General features: G+C 61.4%; 16 protein-coding genes and 1 riboswitch. Of the genes, 9 read left to right on the top strand and 7 right to left on the bottom strand.

What is annotated here, in order from left to right:
- Positions 1-76 precede the first annotated feature (76 nt).
- The 4 genes from QWJ34_RS15085 to QWJ34_RS15070 form a co-directional block, all read right to left on the bottom strand.
- Entirely contained in the window at positions 77-688 is a 612-nt protein-coding gene (locus QWJ34_RS15085; RefSeq protein WP_302729030.1) for an ECF transporter S component, read from the bottom strand.
- A 177-nt stretch (positions 689-865) separates the two neighbouring features.
- Positions 866-982: riboswitch (TPP riboswitch) on the bottom strand.
- A gap of 142 nt (positions 983-1,124) precedes the next feature.
- Positions 1,125-2,132, bottom strand: coding sequence for an SDR family NAD(P)-dependent oxidoreductase (locus QWJ34_RS15080; protein WP_302729029.1), 1,008 nt, complete (start codon positions 2,130-2,132; stop codon positions 1,125-1,127).
- Positions 2,133-2,672: 540 nt separating this feature from the next.
- The gene (locus QWJ34_RS15075; protein WP_302729028.1) at positions 2,673-3,458 is read right to left on the bottom strand and encodes an AraC family transcriptional regulator; all 786 of its coding nucleotides are present in this window, start codon (positions 3,456-3,458) and stop codon (positions 2,673-2,675) included.
- Positions 3,459-3,482: 24 nt separating this feature from the next.
- On the bottom strand, positions 3,483-4,169 hold the full coding sequence (locus tag QWJ34_RS15070) for a MarR family winged helix-turn-helix transcriptional regulator (RefSeq protein ID WP_302729027.1): 687 nt from the start codon (positions 4,167-4,169) through the stop codon (positions 3,483-3,485).
- A 154-nt stretch (positions 4,170-4,323) separates the two neighbouring features.
- On the opposite strand from QWJ34_RS15070, the gene QWJ34_RS15065 reads away from it, so the two are divergent.
- Positions 4,324-4,764, top strand: a complete 441-nt coding sequence (locus QWJ34_RS15065) for a GNAT family N-acetyltransferase (RefSeq protein WP_302729025.1) — start codon at positions 4,324-4,326, stop codon at positions 4,762-4,764.
- Here QWJ34_RS15065 and QWJ34_RS15060 read toward each other — a convergent pair.
- Positions 4,748-5,179 (bottom strand): protein kinase family protein, encoded by a 432-nt coding sequence (locus QWJ34_RS15060; RefSeq protein WP_302729023.1) that lies wholly within the window; start codon positions 5,177-5,179, stop codon positions 4,748-4,750. The two genes, QWJ34_RS15065 and QWJ34_RS15060, sit on opposite strands and share 17 nt — an antisense overlap.
- The gene (locus QWJ34_RS15055) at positions 5,176-5,880 is read right to left on the bottom strand and encodes an aminoglycoside phosphotransferase/kinase family protein (RefSeq protein ID WP_302729021.1); all 705 of its coding nucleotides are present in this window, start codon (positions 5,878-5,880) and stop codon (positions 5,176-5,178) included. Before QWJ34_RS15055 ends, QWJ34_RS15060 begins: the two co-directional genes overlap by 4 nt.
- A 214-nt stretch (positions 5,881-6,094) precedes the next feature.
- Between QWJ34_RS15055 and QWJ34_RS15050 the strand changes: the two genes are divergently transcribed.
- From QWJ34_RS15050 to QWJ34_RS15030, 5 genes are all read left to right on the top strand, one after another.
- The gene (locus QWJ34_RS15050; RefSeq protein ID WP_302729020.1) at positions 6,095-7,090 is read left to right on the top strand and encodes a BadF/BadG/BcrA/BcrD ATPase family protein; all 996 of its coding nucleotides are present in this window, start codon (positions 6,095-6,097) and stop codon (positions 7,088-7,090) included.
- A gap of 364 nt (positions 7,091-7,454) precedes the next feature.
- Positions 7,455-9,446: an outer membrane protein assembly factor BamB family protein gene (locus tag QWJ34_RS15045; protein ID WP_302729018.1), complete on the top strand. Its 1,992-nt coding sequence runs from the start codon at positions 7,455-7,457 to the stop codon at positions 9,444-9,446.
- A 27-nt stretch (positions 9,447-9,473) separates the two neighbouring features.
- Positions 9,474-11,405 carry an outer membrane protein assembly factor BamB family protein gene (locus QWJ34_RS15040; protein ID WP_302729016.1) on the top strand — a complete coding sequence of 644 codons (1,932 nt, stop codon included), beginning with the start codon at positions 9,474-9,476 and terminating at the stop codon, positions 11,403-11,405.
- A gap of 140 nt (positions 11,406-11,545) precedes the next feature.
- Positions 11,546-12,139 (top strand): TetR/AcrR family transcriptional regulator, encoded by a 594-nt coding sequence (locus tag QWJ34_RS15035; RefSeq protein ID WP_302729014.1) that lies wholly within the window; start codon positions 11,546-11,548, stop codon positions 12,137-12,139.
- Positions 12,140-12,353: 214 nt separating this feature from the next.
- Entirely contained in the window at positions 12,354-13,319 is a 966-nt protein-coding gene (locus QWJ34_RS15030) for an NADP-dependent oxidoreductase (protein WP_302729013.1), read from the top strand.
- 213 nt (positions 13,320-13,532) lie between these two features.
- Here the strand turns inward: QWJ34_RS15030 and QWJ34_RS15025 are convergent, their stop codons facing one another.
- Positions 13,533-14,399: an MBL fold metallo-hydrolase gene (locus QWJ34_RS15025; protein ID WP_302729011.1), complete on the bottom strand. Its 867-nt coding sequence runs from the start codon at positions 14,397-14,399 to the stop codon at positions 13,533-13,535.
- Positions 14,400-14,654: 255 nt separating this feature from the next.
- Between QWJ34_RS15025 and QWJ34_RS15020 the strand changes: the two genes are divergently transcribed.
- From QWJ34_RS15020 to QWJ34_RS15010, 3 genes are all read left to right on the top strand, one after another.
- Positions 14,655-15,902, top strand: coding sequence for a PQQ-dependent sugar dehydrogenase (locus tag QWJ34_RS15020; protein WP_302729010.1), 1,248 nt, complete (start codon positions 14,655-14,657; stop codon positions 15,900-15,902).
- Positions 15,903-16,020: 118 nt separating this feature from the next.
- Complete coding sequence (locus tag QWJ34_RS15015; protein ID WP_302729008.1) at positions 16,021-17,226, top strand: PQQ-dependent sugar dehydrogenase; 1,206 nt, start codon at positions 16,021-16,023, stop codon at positions 17,224-17,226.
- Positions 17,227-17,409: 183 nt separating this feature from the next.
- Positions 17,410-18,591, top strand: a complete 1,182-nt coding sequence (locus QWJ34_RS15010) for an undecaprenyldiphospho-muramoylpentapeptide beta-N-acetylglucosaminyltransferase (RefSeq protein ID WP_302729006.1) — start codon at positions 17,410-17,412, stop codon at positions 18,589-18,591.
- The last annotated feature ends 16 nt before the right edge of the window (positions 18,592-18,607 follow it).

Raw genomic sequence — 18,607 nt, 5'->3', positions numbered from 1 at the left:
CTCGTCATTAGCGCGTGTCTTCAAACCTGCTTCCATCGAGGTTTGAAGACACGCCCTAGGCGGGTCCGCGTTGTATTCAATCGTTCAGCGCGTCGTATTCTTTGCGGTCCACCGGCCGCAGCGACTGGGTCACGCCCGCGCGCTCCAGCAGCTTCGCAAGAGCATACATCAGATAGCCCGCGATCACGAACGAGCTGACCGCGCGCATGGCGTATTTGGCAATCAGCAGCCAGGTCGCGTAATCCTCGACGTAGCCGTAATAAATATCGATCAGCAGCGAGCCCGCCGCCGCGCCGATTCCGGCCAGTCCGGCGACGAAGGCGCTTGATTTGCGATAGCGGAACGCCGCGAACACCAGCTCCGCCCCCAGCCCTTGAACGACGCTGTACAGCAGCAGCTGAATTCCGTAGGCGCTGCCGAACGCGATCTCCAGATGCGCGGCGGCGATCTCGGCGATCAGCGCCACGCCCGGCTTGCGGATCAGCAGGAACGCCAGCGTGGAAGCGGCGAACCACATGCCGTACACCAGCTCGTCGGACTGCACGAACAGCACCGACACCAGACTGTAAACCGAACTCCATACGTGATACACGACGCCCAGCACCAGCGACACCACGACCGTCACCAGCACATCCGTCAGCGTCAATCCTTTGCGGCGCGCGCCCGCGCCCGAAATTTGCGTACTCATTTTCTTCATTCTCCCGTCTTCGATTGGCGTAACCCGCCGCGGCCGGACGCCATGGAACAGCGGTCGGCTAAAGCGGGTCCGATTCTGCGCTAACGACGCAGGGTTCTCCCGGTCTTTCGGCGCCGTACAAACAAAAAAGCGGCTTTCCGGCATAAAAATGCGCAGAAAGCCGCCGATTCACGGACGGATACGAATTCTCTACGCTGGCATGACCCAGATCAGATTAACGGTCAGAAGCGGCAAAGTTCGGCTTCAATCTCAGTCCGGCTCTCCCGGACCCCCGTATCGTTATGCAGTTGCCTTTTACCATACACAGTTTTGCGCGCAGGCGCAATATGTAAATTTCCCATGCGGCTGCGCGCGGCCGGGCGAACGCGCGCCGGGCCGCAGAATTCCTGCCGCCCGCTTTTGCCATGCTTCGACGCGGCCGGCGCGGTCAACGCGGCGGCTTCATGCCCCGCCGCAGGATCCGCAGCATAACCGCCTGCACCAGGCGGAACGGCAGGCGCTTCTTGAGCGCCGCGAGCAGCGCCGCTCCGCGCGGGACGACGTAGCGGAAGCGCCCGCGTCCCCGGCGGCCCAGCGCCAGATCCGCCGCCAGCTTCGCCACGTCGCGCGGATCGCCGCCGCTTTCCGCGCTGGCGCGCGACATGTCCAGCATGCGATCCAGCGCGGCGGCGTTCGGCGAGTTCTCCGCGCGGTGAATACCGGCGAAGCCTTTGTCCCAGATGGGCGTCCGGTACGAAGCGGGCTCCAGCACATAGGTGCGGACGCCGTAAGGCGCCAGTTCGAGCGCGAGCGTTTCGCTGAAGCCTTCGACCGCGAATTTGGACGACACGTAGGGCCCGTAGCCGGGCAGCCCGATCGCTCCGCTGACGCTGCTCATCTGCACGATGCAGCCGCGGCGCGCTTCGCGCATATGCGGAATCACCGCGCTCGTCATGGCGATCAGGCCGAACACGTTGACCTCGAACTGCTCGCGCCAGCCGCTCTGCGGAATCTCTTCGATAAATCCGCCCATCGCCATCCCTGCGTTGTTGACCAGAATATCGATCCGTCCGTACTCCGCGGCCACAAGCTCCACCGCTTCCCGCACGCGGTTCTCGTCGCATACGTCCAGCCGGATCGGACGGATCAGCCTCGACACCGGGCCTTCGCCCAGCGGCTCCAGATCGGCTGCCGGCGCAAAATCCCGATCCGCCTTATCCGCGGCGCTGTCGCTCTCCGCCGGACTTCCCCGATCCGCGCCAAGCGCCGCTTTCTTCAGTTCGCCGCCCGCTTCGGGGCGGCGCATTCCGGCGATCACGATCACGCCCGAACGGGCCAATTCGATGCAAATATGCAGCCCGAAACCGCTCGTCGTTCCCGTCACGATCGCCACCTGTTCGGGAATGCCCGCGCCGCGCTTTGCCGTCGCCGCCGTTTCCTCCTCGATTCGCTTCATCCGGCTCCCCTCTCTTTCCGGCTCCCGGCCGCGTCCACGGCCGAAAGCGGCTTCCCGGCATCATCACTTCTGCCGAAAAGCCGCTCTCCGTTTCAAACTTATGTACGCTTCTTCCGCGCCCCGTCTTGTTGGTCCGACGCTCGATCGGAACAAGCAAAGCGGCGCGAGGCGCGTATAAACGATGTCACTGTTACGCATATATATTCGCTATCATTATAGGCATCCGTAGAGATTCGTTAGAACCACAGCTCGCTCTGTTCGGCGGCTTTGACCCGGCGCAAACGATTGCGGAAAATAGCATTGCCACCGGTGCGTCCCGCCCCGCTGCGTACCCGACGTCTGATCAGCATACTGACTCCTCCTTCCCCATCCCCGCGCTTTGAACCCGGCAGATGAAAGCTAACGAGTTATTACCCTTCGGCGTCAGCTTCAAAACAGCGGGAACGACGAAAACCCAAAATTTTAGTTATCGGCTTACCGAAGAAAATTCGTCCGGGGCGGGCCCGCGGCTCCGGCTTTCTTGCGGTGCGGACGCGCCGCTCAGCGGATCTCGGACGGGCTTTTCCCCGTATACTGCTTGAACTGCCGGCTGAAAAAGAATATATCCCGGTAGCCCAGCGCTTCCGCCACTTCCGTTACGTTCATGCCCGCGTGACCGAGCAGATGCTGCGCGCGTTCGATCCGCATTTTGATGATGTACGACTGCACCGACGTGCCGAGCAGTTCTTTGAATTTCGCGGAAAAATATCTCGGCGACAAGCCGGCTCGCGCGGACAGATCCTCGACGCGGTGCGCCAGGCTCGGATGCTGGCGGACGTAGTTGGCCGCTTCGTGCACCACTTCGTACAGATGATTGCTGCCGCGGCGGACAGACGGCTTTTCCCGGTCGCCGCGCAGCAGGTGGATCATCATCTGCTTGAGCAGCAGGCGCGCTTCTTCCTCCATTCCGTACGTTTCGTTCAGAAAAACGCGCACGTAGCGCGACAGCAGGTACTCGAAATCCACCGTTTCGCGCAGCACGCGGTACGCCTGGGGAATCTCGTACGCTTCGGCTTCGACATTGAAATGGATATACGTCAGCACGAGCGGTTTCTGCGGATTGTGCGTAGCGCTCGTGTGGTCGCCCGGCCGGAACAGGAAGCAGCTTCCTTTGCCGATCTTGTGCGGTTCGTCGTTTAGCAGCAGCTCGCCTTCGCCGCTCCACACGTAGAACAGATCGAAATTTTGCAGCGGCTGCTCGCGTTTTTGCCATTTCCAGCCCGGTTCGCAGACGATCTTGGCGACATAAGGAGTCAGTATAAAAGAGGACGGCGGTACGCTCAGCAACGGCACCCGCTCCTTTCGCTTGATTTATGACGGATCTTCCGGATCGGCGGCCCGGCGCGCTTCCTCGGCGGTTTCCTCGAACGTCCACAGCCCGCCGTTTCCGCGGGGCGCGTTTTCGCCGGAATCGGGAACCGGGCCGGCCGGCGGCGCGGTCTCCCGTTCGCCCTCGGACCGGCCCGCGGGCGGCGCATCGGAAGAAGCGCCGCCCGCGGCGGAGTCTTCGTCCGCAGCGGCGACCAGCCGGTCGTAATAATCGTGGATATACGGACGGCGGCCGCCTTTTTGCACAAAGCGCCAGTCCTTCTCCACGTTGAGCCGAATCCGGTACAGCATATCGAGCAGCCGCTCCGTTTCTTCCGGCGACAGTCCGCGCAGCGAAGAACGGTCCGAATACTGTCCTTCTTCGCGGATAAACAGGTAAGCCGACTTGCCGGGTTCGGTCGGATACACCCGCTTGTCCTTGCGCAGATCGGACGCTTCGCGGCTCCGGATCAGTCCGTCGTCTTCCAGCTTCTGCAGCGCCCGGGCCGCCGCGGCGCGCTTGACTTTGAGCCGGTCCGGCACTTCCCCCGCCGCCGTGCCCGGATTCTCGCACACGAACGTCAGGTACAGATGCAGGCCCCGGGACAGCTTGAGATGCTTGAACTCGATACTGCTGATCGCTTCGGAGCATCGGGCGACCGCTTCGATTTCGCGCAGCACTTCCTTCACGATTTTTCCTCCCCTCGGCGAACCCGAGATTCAATTTATGCCGCATACTCCGTATAATAAAACGCTGGACGGCCGAATACCCTCGGGCACCCGGTCCTCGTTACAGCATTCGACCAAACACTCATTCCCATTATACCAGAAAGAAGGTCTTCTCATGAAGTTCGAACTGCGGGATGCCGCCAACGAAGAACAGCTTCAATCCTGCAAAAATATCCGCAAAACCGTATTCGTCGACGAGCAGGGCGTCGCCCTGGAAGACGAGTTCGACGAATGGGACGTTCTGCGGCCGGAAGTCCGGCATATCCTCGCTTTCGACGGAAACGTTCCGGTCGCGACGTCGAGGCTGCGCCGTGCGGACGGCTGTGCCAAGCTGGAACGCATCTGCATTTTGCAGCCGTACCGCAAGTACGGTCTCGGCCGGCTGCTGATCGCCAGGCTCGAAGAGCTGGCGCGCGCGGACGGACTGAATAAAGCCAAACTGCACGGTCAAACGCAGGCCGCCGGTTTTTACGAAAAGCTCGGTTATTCCCGCGGCTCCGAAGAGTTTATGGAAGACGGCATTCCGCATCTGCTGATGGTCAAAACGCTGGATTAATCCCGGAAGCGCCGGGATAGATCCGTTCGAGCCGGAGTATCGTATCCCGCGCGAAAACATCGACCTCTTCCCGGCCGTTCGTCCGCGCTTTCCGCTCCGCTTGGGATTCCGCCCCGTTCGGGTCTTCGACTCCGGCCGCAATCAAACGGCGCAGCTCGCGAACCCGTTCGAAGCGAAAAGGCGGCAGGATTTGCAGCAGAGGCGCGATTGCGCCCCGCTCGTCTTCGCTTAACGGACGGACGGCGGTGTAAGCGCTCAGCAGTCCCTCCATGATCGCGTCCGCGTCCATTCCGGCCGGCGGGTACATCAGCGCGTAATAGACGAGCAGCGCGCACAATTCGCCGACCAGCACTTCGTCGCCGGCGATATTCACATCGAAAACGCCGGCGATACGGCCGTCTTCGCCAACCGTCATATTATATTGTACGGACAGAAATCGCCCTGAACCGCGGCCTGCGGCAGGCTCTTCCAGAGCTCTCGCAGGGCGGTTCTTTTCGACGTATAGAGCTGCCCGATTCTTTCAAGTAGTCCACCGTCGCATCCCGCGAAGCGCAGCAGTCCGGCGATCTCGTCGAATCCTTTTTCATTCTCGTCGTAAGGACCCAGCTCCTCGCTCGCATTGCCTCCGAACAAACTCCAGCTTGTGCCGTGTCCGAACAGGATGCCGGCGCGTTCGCTTTCGGCGTGCATCCGCCCCAGCAATCGTCCGATGCGCCGAATATCGCCGATCTCCCGGCAGACGAACTCGCCGCCCGGCGCAAAGTCTTCCAGCGTGGTCAGCCAGCGGCTTCCGCCTTCTTCCAGCACGGCGAAATACCGCCCTGCGCGGCTGCGCCGTCTGCGCATCAGCGGAAGCCCGGCATCGGCCATCGCGCCGCACCATTGTCCCTGCCGCTCCAGGCCGTCCCCGGTCAAGTGGCGAAATCCTTCGCGGCCTTCGGCCGGAACGCCTTTTAGCACATATACATTCCCGTCCGCCGCCGTAATCTTGACGATCGGTTCCCCATTCTCCCGCAGCGCTTCGTGCTCCGCGACTTCGCCGATTTCGTGCTGCAGGGCGGCGTGCTCCGCCCATTTTGCCGTATCCGGTTTGGTTTTAGCCGTTTCCGTTCCCACTGTGCTCCCCCGTTCGCTTGATTGACTGTCATCGCCGGAAATGAATGTCCTGTCCGGTTTTGCCCGGTCGTTTGCCTGTGTTTGAATTGTAGTCGAAAAATCGGGCGGAGTCACCGCCTGGCGGCTTCGGGCGTTTGAAGGTTTGATGAAAAGCCGGCAGGCGGTTACAATTCGGGTACGTACATATTCGTTATTTCAAGGAGGAACGTTATCCATGCTGGAACACATCAATGCGAATGCCGTGGTCGTCGGACTCGATATGGGCGGGACGAATATCCGGGCGATGATCGCGGACCTGTCGGGCCATGTGCTCGCCTATGTCAAGAACGGTTCTTCGCTGCGGCCCAAAGACCAGCGCGACCCCGAACCGCTGCGTTCGCTGGTGCGCGAAGCGCTGCGGCGCGCGGGCCGCGCGCCGGAAGACGCGATGTTCCTGGCCGCGGGCGTAGCCGGCTACGACGACGCGGACGATCTGCGCTGGGTCGAGCGCCTGACCGGCGGCATCGGGCTGAACTGCCCGTCCCGGCATGTCAACGACGCGGTCATCGCGCATCGCGGCGCTTTTGCGGGCAGCCCCGGCATTCTGATCGCGGCCGGCACGGGCGCGATCCTGCTGGGCCACACCGAGCGGGGCGACTGGCTGCGCAATTACGATTTCGGCCATTACGCCGCGGCCGCGGCGCGGTTTATTTCGTACGAAGCGGTCTACGAAGCGCTGGCCGGCGGCACCGGCGCGGGCGACGAGGCGCTGCTGCGCGATATGCTGAGCCATTTCGGCGCGGGCTCGACGCTTGAACTGGCCGAATCCGGCAGCCGGGGCTTCGGCCTGGACCCGGCCCGGCGCGACCGGCTGTTCGGCGCTTTCGCGCCGGTCGTTACGCGCGAAGCGGAAGCGGGCGCTCCGCTCGCGGAGCGGGTATGCGCCGAAGCGCTGCGCCAGATCGGCGTGGGCGCAAGCCTGCTGGCGGCGTTCTTCGCCGGCCCGGATATCCGCATCTCGCAGACCGGCAGCGTCGCGGACAGCGAGTATTTCCGCTCCGGCATCCAGGAGCTCCAGTGCACCCAGCCGTTCCGGCGCTTCCTCTGGTCGCCGCCGCGTCTGTCCCCGGCGGCCGGAGCCGTGCTCGTCGCCTACGAAGGCCTCGGCCTGCCGGCCGGCGAAGATCTGCTGCGCACGCTGGAAAGCACGCCGGGGGCCCGGCTGTCTTAGGCAGTGCGGGGCGACGCGGCAAAGGAGCGGCATCATCGCAGCCGCGCGGAAAGAACTGCGCAGATCCCCTTATTTTCGAGAACAAGCCGCCCGATTTGAAAATAACGGCGCACGTATATCTATTTTCACGAAACTGCCAAATTGATGCGTGCCGGCGGCGAAATAGATGTACCGGAAACGTTATTTGAGCGAAAAGCGCGATTTTGCGAAAAATAGCGGTACTGGGGCAGTTATTTGCCATGAACTTTGCTTATGAAGAAGCTTCGCCGTTTGTGCAACTCTTTTTCGGGAGCGGAAGTCTATTAAGCAGAAGCAGGGGGCGAGTTCCGCCGCTTCTGCCCAATACTCCGCACGGAGGTGCAGCATGAACGATTCCGACATCGACGAATTCGCCTTGCATTATGCTTTAACCAACGATCCCGTTATCGCAGGCGTCGAGCCGCAGACTTCGACGTCCTTTTTGCCGTCCCGCGCTTCGGGACCGCAGCGTATACCTGCGTCCGGCGCCGGCTTTTCGGCAATCGGCCGTTCCGGAGCCGGCGCTGCGCTGCGCCGGCTTTCCGCCGCGCTGCTGGCCGCGGCGCTGCTGTTTGCGCCGATCGCGCAGGCTTCCGCCGGCGCCGAACCGCCGAGCGTTTCCGATGTAAACAGCGAAAAGGGCCGCGCCGCAATAGATGCCCGGCTGAAGCCGGGCGCGGGCGAGCAGTCGGTGCTCAGTCTGCTCGGCGAGCCTTTTTCGATAACAAAAGCGCCTATGGTCTGGCCTTCCGATCCGGGCAAAGACGGCTTGCACCGTTGGACGGACGGCGGCGAAGAATGGCGTTACGAATGGCCGGATGCCCATCTGCTGGTCTACATTTCGGAGAAAGGAAAACTCACCGGCCGGAACTGGATTCTGCCGAATCCTTCTTCCAAACCGGAATCGTCCGGCGGCGAGCTTCGGCCTCAGCCTTACGAAATCTTATCCGGTCCGCTCAAGCTGACGCCGTCGATCAAGCCCGAACTCGACTGGCGCGCGAATATCGACGTGGATTACGCTTACCTAGAATACGCCAATGACGATATGCTGCTTGTCCGCGGCGACGACGGCGGATTCAGCGGCTTTCATATGAGTTCCGTGATCTACGGTCTGGACCGCGTCAGCGGCAAAACCCTGTGGAAACGCGACGTCGGCTGGAACTTTCCTGCGCTTCTGCCCGACTCGACAGGCGAAAGTCTGACTTTTGACAATTATCAGCCAAACGACGGGATAAACGGAGAGCCCCTGCTGTACCAGATTGGGCTGAGCGACGGAAAACCTCTATGGCGCTACGAGCCATCGGCCGCAAGGCAGGGCGTGCTTGTCGCCGCCGCTCAAGGAACGGTCGTCGCCTACCGCAAAGCGGAAAAATACGGCGGTCTGGGAACGGTCGCGGCGCTTGATTCCAAGACCGGCCAAGTCAAATGGAAACAGCAGGTCCGCGAGCCGTTCGGGCTGCTGAACGAAGGGGCGGACGATCCGTATGTCCTGCTCGCTCAGGGAACGACGCTGCGCGCGCTGAACCCCGACACCGGCAAAGCGGTCTGGAGCGCCGAGATCGGCAGAGCGGATGCGGTCGGTTCGGCGGTGTTGAATCCGGCCAACCTTCCGGTTGCGGAAAAAAGTCCGCCTGAGCGCTGGGTCAAGATCGGAGGCGAATCCTGGAAAAAGATCGACCTGCTCAGCGGAAAAACGCTCGCCGGCTATGCCATTAACGATTCGGCGTCGTTCGAGGACATCGGCGGCGGTTACCTGCTTGTGCGGCAGTCCAAAGACGACAAAAAGCCGTCTTCGCAAACGACGAAGATTCAAACCTCGCTGGTCGAAGCTTCTTCCGGCCGCGAACTGTGGACGCTGCCCGCCGAGGTCGGATACGGCAGGATCGAGAACGGGACCCTGTACGCGATCGTCGACCGGATTCCTTCCGCCCTGTCGCTCGATTCGGGACACACGATTTGGAAAGCGGCCGAAAGCGGTGCGGATTCGGGTACGGCCAAACTTGACGGAGCCGGATCCTTCGCGATCCTCGGCGGTTACCTGCTGCTGCCGTACAACCGCGATCTGCTGGCGTTCGACAAAGCGACGGGCGAGCAGATCGGGCGAATCGACGGATTCCGGTTCGGCTACCCGGAGACGCACGATCGCCTTGTGCAGCGCTCGCTGCTCAATATCCAACACGGCAAACTGTACGTCGGCTCGGCTTCGGGCTCGTTCGCGGTGCTCGATACGACGAAGCTCGAACAGACACTGGACGAAGCCAAAGCTTCCGGCCGCGGCGCGCCGGCTTACTCGCCGCAGCGGGAAGCCGCGCGCTGGTATCCGAACCAACCGTACTGAGAAACTTCTCCACCAAGGAGGCGCAGCATGAACAACCCGATTTCAACTTCATCCTCGAATACTTTTGAAGACGACCGCATCCGTGCAGCACATCTGAGCGCGGCGAAGAAACGGCTTCGCTCACCCGACCGATTGCGCCGGCTTTCCGCCGCGCTGCTGGCCGCGGCGCTGCTGTTTGCGCCGATCGCGCAGGCTTCCGCCGGCGCCGAACTGCCGAACGTTTCCGATGTAAACAGCGAAAAAGTCCGCGCCGCGATAAACGGTCTGCTGACGCCGGGCGCGGGCGAAGAAACCGTTCGCGACCTGCTGGGCGTGCCTTTTTCCGTGACGGACGCGCCTATGAATCCTCCAGGAAACGAACCGGATGCAAAAGGCTTCTATCACTGGACCGACGGCGGCACAGAATGGCGCTACGAATGGCCGGACGCGCATTTGTTGGTCCGCTTCTCGGACGAAGGACGGCTGACGCATCTGAAATGGCTGCTTCCGCTGACCGCTTATTCGCAGCAGGATTACCGTTCCTGGCTTCAGGACGAGCCGTTTGCCCCGATCTACAGACCGCTGACGCTGACGCCGTCGATCAAGCCCGAACTCGATTGGCGCACGAAGATCGACGTGGATTACGCGTATCTGGAGTACGCCGACGACGATAAGCTGCTGGTCTACGGCGACGACGGCGGATTCAGCGGCGGTCATTACAGCTCGGCGGTTTATCTGCTCGACCGGGCAAGCGGCGGCATCGTGTGGCAGCGCGAGTTGAAATTGGGTGCTTCCGGCATCCTTATGGATTCGACGGGACAAGCTTACACTTCCTTTGCAGATTCGAACAACGACGCGGATGAAACCGGTTCGGAAAGTGTTGAGCATATCCGCTTGAACGACGGCAAAGTGCTGTGGAGCTACGAGCTCCAGCAGGCGGCAGAGACTTCCGTTCACTTTACTTCCACGGCCGATTCGGTCGTCTTGTACCGGAACTCCGGCAAGCGCGACGGCCAGGGCAGCCTGATCGCGCTGGACGAATCCACCGGCCGCGTAAAATGGAAGCAGCAGGTCCGCGGGTCGTTCGGGCTGCTTAACGAGCGCGGCGATCCTTTCGTGCTGCTGGCCCAGGGCACCGCTTTGCGGGCGCTCGATCCGGAGACCGGCAGGACGGTCTGGAGCACCACGCTCAACAAGCAGATCGACATCGGCGGCTCGGCTGCGATGAACCCGTTGTTATCTCCCGCGCTCGACGATCCGGAATCCGCGCGCTGGGTCAAGTTCGGAACGTCGCAGGCGGAATGGCAAAAAGTCGAACTCTCCAGCGGCAAAATACTGGCCCGATATCCATACAGAAATTCGGAAAAGCTGGAGGATTTGGGCGGCGGCTATCTGCTGGTGCAAAAATTCAAAGGCGACGGCGGCTTCTACCGTTCGCAGGCGTCTGATCTGCAAACCTCGCTGGTCGACGCTGCTTCCGGACGCGAGCTGTGGACGCTGCCCGGGCTGATCGAGCACGGCAAACTCGAAGGCGAGACGCTGTACGCGGTCGTCAACCAGATTCCTTCGGCGCTTACCAGGGACTCCGGGCAAACCCTCTGGAAAGCGCGGACGAACGGCTTCTACCCGAACATGAATTTCACGTACGGCACCGGAGCGTTCGCTCTGCTGGAAGATTATCTGCTGCTGCCGTACAACGACGATCTGCTGGCGTTCGATAAAAAGACCGGCGAACAGATCGGACGCCTGGACGGTTTTCGGTTCGGTTATCCCGAGACGATGGAAACCCGAACGGCCGAGGGACTGCTCAATGTCCAACACGGCAAACTCTATGTCGGCTCCGCTTCGGGCTCGTTCGCGGTGCTCGATATCGCGAAGCTGGAAAAAAAGCTGGACGAAGCCCAAGCGTCCGGACGCGGCGCGCCGGCTTCTTCGCCGCAGCTTGACGCGGCGCGCTGGTACCCCGACCAGCCGTACTGACGGCTTTGGACCCCGCCGAAGCCGACGCGTCGAATCGCCGTCTGTCCGGTTTTATTTTGCCGATGTTACGAATCATGTAATTCGAAACTCGCAATCAAACGTGCTATACTCGGAAATAAAACAGGAAAGCGGTCATTCATTTGAAGAAAACCCCGTTGGACAAAGAAATCATTCTTGGCGCAACCGAAGAAGTGATCCGCCGTTTCGGGCCGGAGAAAGCGAATATTTCCGATGTGGCGAAGTCGTTAAACGTCACTCACGCCGCTTTGTATCGATACTATAACGGGAAAAGCGCTCTTTGGAATGCGGTTACCGAACGCTGGCTGGCAGGCATGAACGCGACTTCGGAAGCTATTTTAAAAGAAGATCATCCCGCCGACATCAAACTGTTTCGCCTGCTCGAAGACTTTGCGGAAACCAAACGCCGCAGCGCGGCCAGCGACCCGGAGATGTTCGCAAATTATCTCAAAGTCGCGCACAGCTCGGTGGAAGTCATCGAAAAAAGTATAGAAGAAGGCATCAAGCGGATCGAAGAAAGTATCGTTCAAGGGATGTCCGAAGGGATATTTTTCACGGATTCCCCCGGCCGGGCGGCAAGAACCGTATATTTTGCAACCAGCGTTTTTATCAACCCGAACACTTTCGAAGATCCGCAGCGCAAACAGGATATCGAGTCCGTCATCAATCTGCTGATTAGAGGACTGAAAAATCCGGACCCGGCTCCGGACAAATAAACGAATAAGCTGCGCCCTCGACTTCCTTAACGGGACGGCCGGGGGCGTTTTCGATAGGCCGATGCAAAAGCAAAACCATGATCTTTCGTAACAAGTTACAAATAATATATATTGTATTTAAATAAGCGCTATGATACGATTCGATCTACAAGTTACATTTTATCATAAAAGTAACTTGAAACTAAGATTTTATCGTTTAAAAGGAGGATTTTATATGCGTACTCAAGAAACGGGCTTCGATCCTTCGGCCGCTGCGAACCGAGCGGTGCAGCTTGATTCGTTCGGAGGCCCCGAGGTTCTTCGTATCCGCGAAATTCCCGTGCCGCAGGCCGGGTCGGGACAAATCCGCGTCCGCGTTAGGGCGGCCGGCCTGAACCCGATGGACTGGTTTATGACCTCCGATCCGGATACCGCCGCCCGGTTCGGTTTGAACCTGCCGTCCGGGTTCGGGACCGATTATGCCGGGGTCGTGGACCGGGTCGGCGAAGGCGTAACCGGGTTCGCCATCGGGGACCGGGTGTTCGGCGGAGCTCTTTCCCGCTCGGTCGCCGAGTACGTTATCATCGACACGGCCGGGACGATCGCGGCAGGCGGCGACGCGCATCATACCCCGGAAGGCGTCGACGACCGAACCGCCGCCGCGCTTACGATCGCGGGCTGCACAGCCTCCGCCGCCCTGGACGTGGTCAAGCTCGGCCCTGACGACACGGTGCTGATCGGCGGCGCGGGAGGCGGAGTCGGCGTGTTCGCCGTCCAGCTTGCCCGGCTTACGGGCGCGCGGGTCATCGGAACCGGATCGGCGGCCTCGGCCGATGCCCTGCGCGCGCTCGGGGCCGAGCCGGTCGCCTACGGCGACGGCCTGGTCGAGCGGCTGCGCGCCCTGGCTCCCGATGGCATCACCGCGGCGATCGACCTGCACGGAACCGACACGGTGCAGGCGGCGCGGGAACTCGGCGTTTCCGACGGGCGCATCACCACGATCGCCGCGCTGGTCGAGGGAATTACGCCGGCAAACGGCGCCAATGCCGCCCCCGGCGCAATCGAAGAGATCGCCCGCCTGGTCGCGGAAGGCCGGGTGCGGGTGCCTATCGCGGCTAGTTTCCCAATGGAGCGGATTCGCGAAGCGGTCGAGCTTCAGTCCGGCCGGCACGTGCACGGCAAAGTCGTGATCGACATCTAGTCCTCTCGGGCGGCCTGCGTCAAACGGACGGCGGCGCGGAGCCGTGCCGGCCTCTCTTCTCTCCGCTCGATGCGGCCGCGGGGTTCTCCGCCCTGCGGGAGAACCGCCGCGGCTGCCGCTTCCCACGCCGAAAAAGCCGTATCCGGTCGCGCAGTCCGCGCACCGGTACGGCTTTTTTTCATACAAATTATAACGTTCTTCCGCTTCGGCCTTCTACTTCGACAATCCGTTCATAAAGTACGTCACGGCTTCGCGCAGTTCTTCCGGCAGCGCTTCCGCTCCCGTCAGTCCCAGCTCGGCCGCCAGGTCGCGCTCCACCGCATCGCGGTCGGCGCCGCGGCGCAGCACCACCCGCGCCAGCTGCTCGTAGCGCCGCACATCGTGATAGAACTCTTCGCGCGAAGCCGGACGGCCGTGCGACTCGACCAGCACATCCGCGCCGTAAGCGAAGATCGTGTCGAGCAGCGCCAGGAATTTCCCCGTCGTGTACTTCATCGGGCCGCCGTAGACGGAAGGCGACAAAGCGTCGCCGAGGAACAGCGTGCCTTCTTCCTTGACGAATACGATGCAGGAATCCGCGGAATGGTCGCCGCCCACAAAGCGAATCTCGCACGTCAGCCCGCCCAGATGCACGTCGATAAAGCGCTCGAACACGATGTTGGGCTCCTCGACGCGAATGCCCGCCAGGTCTTCCCCGTACTCCTTTCGCATATCCGCGGCGGACCGTTCGCTGAGCACGCCGTCCGCGGCCAGCCTCCGAACCGTCTCTTCGTTCCACTCAAGCTGCGCGAAACCGCGCAGAATATCGGCCGTCTGACGCTGCGCGATCGCCGGCAGGCTCCATTCGGCCAGGCCGAAGGAGTGGTCCCAGTGATGATGCGTCAGCACCAGCACGTCCGGACTGCGCACGCCTTCCCGCTCCAGATATTCGCGAAACGCCGCCGCATGGGCCGGCGAATTGCCTCCGTCGATCAGCAGCGTCCGGCTGCTTCCCGCCACCGCCGCCAGAATCGGCCGGTCGGTCGCCTCCTCGGCGTGCATGATATAAATATGTTCGCTGATGCGTTCGAATTCGGACATTTCTTCAACCTCCAGGCTGCAAAATAACAAAATTCCGGCGGTATCGCCTCGCTTTATTTTACCATTTCGGCTCTGTTCCACCAACCGCGCAGCAAGGGCTTAACAGGCTTCGAAAACGCTTTTGACCTTATGTTTACGAAGAAGATGCGAAAAGTTTCGGCGACCGCGCTTCTTCTCCTACCCGATTGACCGCGTGTCGGGCGGGTAAAAAGCCCCTAAGGAAAGCCATACCGAGAAACCAGGGAGGAATCGAATATGCGCAGAAACGATCGGCCGGACCGGAAAAAGTGGGCGGCTCTGCTGCTGCTGGCGCCGCTTGCGGCCTGCTCCGGTCATACCGGCGCGCCGGCCGGTTCGGTGCCGGATACGCAGACGCCGGTGCAGACCCCGAGCGACGCGGACGATGCCGGAAACGAAACGGACGACGGGGAAGAAACGAACGGCGGCGCGCAAACAAACGACGACGGCGCGGACGGAACTTCGGACACCGACGCGGAAGGAAAAACCGACGCAAGCGTCACCGCCGGGCTGACGGGCGAAACGCAAACGCTGGCGGACAATCTCGATACGCCGTGGGAGATCCAGTTCGACGGCGATACCGTTTATATGACGCTTCGCGGCGGCGGTCTGGTCAAGGTGGAAAACGGCGAACAAACGGAGCAGAAATTGAACCTACAGCAGGGAGTCAGCGAGAACGGCGAAGGCGGACTGCTGGGCCTGGCGCTGGCGCCGGACTTTGCCGATTCGCGCGAAGCTTACGTTTATCATACCTACGAGCAGGGCGGCGAGCCGCGCAACCGCGTCGTCCGGATCGAGCAGGCGGAGGACGGATCGGGTTGGAGCGAAACGGCGGTGCTGCTCGGCGATATTCCCGGCGCGCGGGTGCACGACGGCGGACGCCTCGCGTTCGGTCCCGACGGCATGCTGTATGTGACGACGGGCGACGCGCAGAACGAACAAACCGCGCGGGACACGAGCAGCGTTTCCGGCAAAATCCTGCGTATGACCCCGGACGGCAAAGTGCCCGCGGACAATCCGATCGAAGGCTCCTACGTCTACTCGTACGGCCACCGCAACCCGCAGGGCATCGACTGGACGGCGGACGGCGCGATGTACGCTTCGGAACACGGGCCGAGCGGCAGTCCCGGCGGCCGCGACGAGATGAACCGCATCGAGCCGGGCGCCGATTACGGCTGGCCGGACGCGATCGGCGACGAGACGGCCGAAGGCGCGACGCCTCCGCTTTATCATACGGGCGAGCAGGCGATCGCTCCGTCGGGCATCGCGGCGACGCCGGACGGCAGGCTGCTCGTGGCGAACCTGATCGGCGAAAGTTTGACGGAATTCGATCCCGCGACGAACGAGATGACCGAAGCGGCGAGCGGGCTCGGACGCATTCGCGACGTGGCGGTACAGGGCGGGAACATTTACGTGATTACGAACAATACCGACGGCCGCGGCAGTCCGGGCGAAGGCGACGACAAGCTGCTGCTGCTCAAATAAATGGCGGCTTGCCTGCGGAAAATCGATCGTTTTGCATAAAAAAGCCCCTATTTGTTCCAAAAAAGATTAGCGCTCCGGCCAGCGGGTATAAAGTGAAAAAGCGGAAAGGAGGAATATTATGCCTGTTTTTAATTCGAAAGGAAAAATGCTGACGGCGGCTCTGGTGCTTGCCCTGCCTCTTTCCGTGTATGCGTCGGATCGGGAAAAAGCGGAACAAACGGTGCAGAAAAGCGTGCAGTTGGAATCGCAGCTGGCGCAGCCCGTCAAGATCGGGGGAGTCGCCTCGGCCGCTTCGACAAGCGCAAGCAGCGGCGCTTCGAAGCTGACCGATTCGCTCAAAGGCGGCTATACGGAAGCGGCGACCCAGCTCAAAGTGCCGTGGTCGATGCAGTTTGCGGGGGATATCGTGTATATTACGCAGCGCGGGGGCGGCATCGTGCAGGTCAAAGACGGCAAGCAGACGGTGCAGGAAGTTCGCACGAAAAAAGCGCTGCGGGTGGAAGGCGAAGCCGGTCTGACGGGATTCGTGCTCGACCCCAATTTCGCGAAAAACAAGTATGCCTACGTGTACCATGCTTACGAGGAGAACGGTCAGCCTTACAACCGCATCGCCAAAGTCAAGCTGGTCAACGGCGTCTGGCGAGAACAGAAATCGCTGCTCGAAAAGATTCCGGGCGGACGAATCCACGAAGGCGGACGTTTGAAGATCGGACCGGACGGCATGCTGTACAGCACGGCCGGCGAGACCAACCGTCGGGAATTGTCCCAGGACCCAAGCAGCTACGGCGGCAAAATCCTGCGGATGACGACCAGCGGCAAAGTGCCGAAAGACAATCCGATCAAGAACTCGTTCGTGTACGCTTCCGGACTGCGCAATTCGCAGGGACTGGCCTGGACGTCGGGCGGCAGCCTGTACGCATCGGACCACGGCCCGAGCGGCGCTCCGATTCCGGGCGGCGGCGTAGACCGAACCGGATTGGACGAGATCAACCTAATCAAGCCGGGCGCCAATTACGGCTGGCCGAAAGTGATCGGTACGGAAACGGCTCCGGGCTTCGTTCCGCCGGTATTCGTGGCGGGAGACACTTCGATCGCTCCGTCGGGCATCTCGATCACGCCGGACAATACGCTGCTCGTGGCGACGCTGGCCGGACAAAGTCTTAAAGAATTCGATCCCAAAACGAAAAGCATGACCGACATCGTTACCGATGTGGGACGCGTGCGCGACGTAGCCGTGCATAACGGCAAGATCTATATCCTGACCAACAATACGTCGGGCGGAACGCCGGGCGCAAACGACGACCGGCTGCTGATTCTGAAATAACGGATGCAGCGGCGCGCGCCGTCTACCGGCCGGGTGTGGCAGGATCAAAATGACGAAGAACGGGCCGCTTCCCGGCAATCAGCCGCCGGGAAACGGCCTGTTTGGTATGCCTCGCTTTTCTTTTGACGGAATAAAAAGTAAAATACCAGACGTAATGACTTGTCTCAATCAAAGGAGAACATCATGAACCCGGATTCCCGTTCCTTTACCTATTCGCAGCGCCGCAACTTCGACCCCCCTCAGTCCTCGCCCAGAAGAATCGTCCTCACCGGAGGCGGATCGGCCGGACACGTCTCGGTCAATCTGGCGCTGATCCCCGTGCTTCAGCAGCGGGGTTGGGACGTCGATTACATCGGTTCGGACAACGGCATCGAAAAAAAATTGATCGCCGAGCTTCCGGACGTCTCGTACCATGCAATCGCTACCGGCAAACTGCGGCGATATTTCTCGCTGCAAAATTTCACCGATCCGTTTCGCGTGTTGAAAGGCGTAGGCCAATCCCGCCGGCTGATCCGGCAGTTGAAGCCGGACGTCGTTTTCTCCAAAGGCGGATTCGTGTCCGTACCCGTCGTGTTCGGCGCCTGGCTGAACCGCGTGCCGGCGCTGATTCACGAATCGGATTACTCGCCCGGTCTGGCGAACCGGTTGGCCCTGCCGTTCGCATCCGCGCTGTGCACAACGTTTCCCGAAACGGCCGCTTCGGTCAATGCAGGCCGCGCCGGCAGAAACGTGAACGCTAAAAACAAAAACGGCAAGGGCAAAGCCGTCCAGGTCGGCTCGGTCGTCCGGCCCTCGATTACGGCCGGCGATACCGCCCGCGGCTTTGCCCGGCTCGGCTTCGACGGCGGCAAGCCGGTGCTGCTCGCAGCGGGCGGCAGCCTGGGCTCGCAGGCGCTGAACGGCAATCTGCGCCGCAATCTGAGCGCGCTGCTGGAGCGCTTCGATGTTGTGCATCTGTGCGGACGCAGCGGTCTCGATCCGCGGCTCGAAGGCCGAGACGGCTACCGGCAGTTCGAGTTTCTGAACGAAGAACTGCCGGATGTGCTGGCCGCCGCCGGCATCGTGTTCAGCCGCGCCGGCTCCAACGCCATCTTCGAATTTCTGGCCCTGCGCCGGCCGATGCTGCTCTGCCCGCTCGGCCGCAGCCAGAGCCGCGGCGATCAAATCCTGAACGCGGACTCGTTCGTCCGCGCCGGCTACGCCGAGTCGATCGACGAAGAGTCGTGGAGCGACGAAGAATTCCTGCGCAAGCTGGACCTGCTGCTTGCGCAGCGCGAGACCTACGCCGCTCGAATGGAAGCGGCCGGCGAAGGCAATTCGCTGGAGCTGCTGCTGCGGCAGATCGAAGAAACCGTATCACGCTGATTTATTCCATGAAAAA

Origin of the sequence: Saccharibacillus sp. CPCC 101409, assembly GCF_030518235.1 — a bacterium.
Taxonomy (GTDB): Bacteria; Bacillota; Bacilli; order Paenibacillales; family Paenibacillaceae; genus Saccharibacillus.
The sequence above is the reverse complement of the archived record's forward strand: the minus strand, read 5'-3'. Positions and strand labels throughout refer to the sequence as shown.